This window comes from Streptomyces sp. NRRL B-24572 (assembly GCF_002156145.1).
Taxonomy (GTDB): domain Bacteria; phylum Actinomycetota; class Actinomycetes; order Streptomycetales; family Streptomycetaceae; genus Streptomyces; species Streptomyces vietnamensis.
Map to the genome: position 1 here is coordinate 1 of NZ_MWIG01000774.1, position 3,306 is coordinate 3,306.

The window sequence follows — 3,306 nt, forward strand, 5'->3', positions numbered from 1 at the left end:
GCGGTGGCGGGCGTTCAGTGGACCAGTCGTAGGCGGGAGCCCGCCACCGCCAGGTGGATCGTCTGGCCCCAGGTCAGTTCCAGGGCGTCCGACTCGACGCCGTCGCCGAAGGCGACCAGCCGGTCCGACTCGACGGTGAGCCGCAGGCCCCGGCCCGCCTCGAGGAGGCCCTCCACGCGGGTGGTGCCGGTCGTCGGCGACGGCCAGGCCTCGCGGACGAACCAGGCGAGCCGCGCGTCCGAGGGCGCGGGCAGGGCGAGCGTGCTGGAGCGCTGCTCCCACAGGGAGCGGAGCCAGCCCGTGGCCCCCGTCCCGGTGCCGACCAGGACGCCCGAGGAGGCCTGGGCCTCGGGCGGGACGTCCGTGCCGTCGAGCGCGAGGGAGTAGCGGGCCGTCTGGTGGCCCGGCGGACCGACATAGATCTCGTTCAGCGCCAGGAGCCGTTGCGCGTCGTCGGTGACGGCCTCGACCATCGTCAGCTCGTCGACCGCCGCCCCGGCCCCCGCCGCGTACGGAAGGAGACGCCGCGCCCGGTCCGGCCGGTGCCGGACCAGGACGCCCGGGTTGCGCCCGGGGTCGGCGTCGATGCCGATGACGGGCTGCCCCGTCAGGTACTTCGCCGCGTTGGCGACGAGACCGTCCTGCCCCACCACGACCACGACGTCCTCGGGCCCGAACAGGAACCGGTCCAGATCGGCGCGCTCGACCCGCGTCTGGCGCCACGTCAGCGGAACCGCGCCCGCCACCTCGGCGAGCGCCCGCCGGGCCCGCTCGTGCCGCTCGCGCACCGCGTCGACGGAGCGGCCGCGCGCGGCGAGGAAGAACGCGGCCTGCCCGTGCGTACCGTGCCGGGCGAGCAGCTCCTCGTACTCCGTGGTCCGGTGCACGAGCACCGCGCGCGGCGCGAGGCTCACGGCCGCGCCCCGCCCTCGCCGCCGCCCAGCTTGGCGAGCAGTCCGGTCAGCACGTCCGGGGAGAGCGTGAGGTGCTCGATGCGCGGCAGGTTCTCCGCCGCCCGGGTCACGGCCAGGGCCTGCAGGACCGCCGGGTCGGCCTCCGCGTGCGCCCGCAGCCACGCGGACTGCGCCCCGGCGCGCGCCTCGCCGACCTCCCGTGCCGCCTCCGCCTCGGCCCGCGCGAGCCGGACCTTCCGCAGGGCCTCGGCCTCGGCCCGTACCGCGTCGGCGGCCGCGTTCTCCTCGGCCTCGCGGCGGGCGTTGGTGCCGCGCTGCTCGACGAGCCGCTCCTCCTGCCGGGCGAGCTCGATCTTGCTGGCGAGCTCGTTCTCGGCGATGGCGCGCTCCCGCTCGACGGCGACCGCGCGGCGCTCGTACGTCGCCCGGTCGGCCTCCTGCTGGATCTGCTCCCGCGCGGGGGTCCGCAGGGCGCGCTCGACCTCCGGCTCGGGGCGGATCGCGACGACCCGGACCGCGACGACCTCGATGCCGGTGTCCGGCAGGCGCGGCTCGGCGGCGAGCCCGGCCGCGATGCGGTCCCGCACCGCCGCCACGCCGTCGACGAGCGCGGCGGCGAGCGTGGTGCGGGCGAGGACGTCGAGGGCGTGCTGCTGGGCGGTCTCGGTGAGGAGGGTGGCGAGCTGCTCCAGCGGGGTGCCGCGCCACGCGCCCGTGTCCGGGTCGATGGAGAAGTCGAGCCGGGTCGCCGCCGCGCCCGGGTCGCCGATCCGGTACGTGACGGTGGACTGCACGCTCACGTCCTGGAAGTCGGCGGTGCGGGCGTGGAAGGCCATCGCGAGCTCGCGGTCGTTCACCGGCACCTCGGAGAGCGCGGCGGTCAGCGGCCGGAACCAGAAGCTCAGCCCCTCGCCGTCGTGCACGAGCCGGCCGCGGCGCTGGTGGCGGATGTGGGCGGTGGGCGCGGAGCGCAGATGGCGCCAGCCGGCCCGCCGGGTGATGTCGGCCATGGAAACCCCCTTGTCGTCACGTTGACGATAGGGGGTTCGGATAGTTGTCGTCAAGATGACGAATTTGGGGTCCCCGTACACCGAGGGGGCGACGACCGTGCGGTCGTCGCCCCCTCGGGCCGGTCGGCGTGACCGCCGTGCTCACCCCGCGACGGGTGCCGGCACCGGCTCGCTCTCGGGTGCGCCGAGGCCGGTGGCGCGGGACGCCGGCCCCGGCCGTGACTCCGGGGCGAGGGGCGGCGCCGGAACGGCCGCGAGGAGCGCCTCCCCGGCCGACGGGACCGACGGGAGCGACAGGGCCGAGGAGACCGAGGAGACCGACGAGATCGACGGGGCCGACGGGGCCGACGGCGCGAGCGCCGGGCCCGACGCCGCAGGAGCGACAGCCGGCGCGGGCTCCGCCGGGCCTGCCGCCGTGGCCACCGGAACCGGCGCGGGCTCCGCCGTCGCCGCTCCGCCCTTCGTCAGCAGGACCACGCCCCGCGCCGCGACCAGCGACGCGCCCGCCGCGATCAGCCAGCCCCAGGCGCCCGCCCGGAAGGTCTCGCCGAGCAGGGCCACGCCGATGACCGCGGCGGCCGCCGGGTTGGAGAGGTTGACGACGGCCAGCGGGGCCGCGAGCCCGCCCCGGTAGGCGGCCTGGGACAGCAGCAGGCCACCGCTGGCGAAGCCGGATATCAGCACCGCGAGCAGCGCGGTCTGCCACCAGGTCGGCTCGGCGCCGGGCAGGTCGAGCGCGAGCGCCGCCGTCAGGGTCTGGGTGAGTGCGGAGGCGACGCCCGAGGCGACCCCGGACGCCGTGGCGTGCCCGAGCCCGCTCGCGGCCGGCCCGCCGGTCCCGCGCCGCTCGCGCCCGTGCACCCGTCCGGAGGCCAGCGCGGCGATGAGGAACGCGGTCGCCGCGGCGACGATCAGGGACTCGCGCAGGCTGAGCGCCTCGCCGGGGGCCGTGGGCCCGGTCACCGCCACGAGTCCGACGAGCCCGCCCAGGGTCCACAGGGCTCCGCGCCATTCGGTACGGGTCACCCGGCGCCGTGCGTAGTACGCGCCCAGCGGCAGCGCCGCCACGAGGGTCAGCGCGCCGAGCGGCTGCACCAGCGTCAGCGGCCCGTAGTGCAGGGCGGCCACGTGGGCGAGGGCTCCGGCGGCGTTGAGGCCGACCGACCACCACCACTGCCCGCGCGCGAGCAGGGCGCGCAGCGCGCCGCGCCCGTCGGGAGCGGCGGGGGAGGCGGCGGCGAGCCGGGACTGGGCGACGGCGGCGAGCGCGTACCCGGCGGCGGAGACGAGGGAGAGCAGGACCGCGAGCGCGGTGCCGGCGGCGGGGTTCATCGCAGGGCTCCGACCGGGAGGGGTGCCGCACCGAGCGGGCGGGGTACGGG

Annotated in this window: 3 protein-coding genes; all 3 read right to left on the reverse strand. The window is 77.8% G+C overall.

Going from position 1 to position 3,306, the window contains the following annotated elements:
* Window positions 1–14: 14 nt before the first annotated feature.
* The 3 genes from CCN56_RS35560 to CCN56_RS35570 all read right to left on the reverse strand — a co-directional run bounded on the left by CCN56_RS35560 (window position 15) and on the right by CCN56_RS35570 (window position 3,256).
* A complete protein-coding gene (locus CCN56_RS35560) occupies window positions 15–914 on the reverse strand; it encodes an NAD(+)/NADH kinase (protein ID WP_086831900.1) in 900 nt (299 codons plus the stop codon).
* Entirely contained in the window at window positions 911–1,924 is a 1,014-nt protein-coding gene (locus CCN56_RS35565) for an SPFH domain-containing protein (protein WP_041132222.1), read from the reverse strand. The genes CCN56_RS35560 and CCN56_RS35565 overlap by 4 nt, the downstream gene beginning before the upstream one ends.
* A 141-nt stretch (window positions 1,925–2,065) precedes the next feature.
* Window positions 2,066–3,256 carry a DMT family transporter gene (locus CCN56_RS35570; RefSeq protein ID WP_107484276.1) on the reverse strand — a complete coding sequence of 397 codons (1,191 nt, stop codon included), beginning with the start codon at window positions 3,254–3,256 and terminating at the stop codon, window positions 2,066–2,068.
* Window positions 3,257–3,306: the final 50 nt, after the last annotated feature.

Bases quoted from the DNA above. Each gene is read 5' to 3' on its own strand.
- CCN56_RS35570 (WP_107484276.1), bottom strand. From the start codon at position 3,256: ATGAACCCCGCCGCCGGCACCGCGCTCGCGGTCCTGCTCTCCCTCGTC.
- CCN56_RS35565 (WP_041132222.1), bottom strand. From the start codon at position 1,924: ATGGCCGACATCACCCGGCGGGCCGGCTGGCGCCATCTGCGCTCCGCG.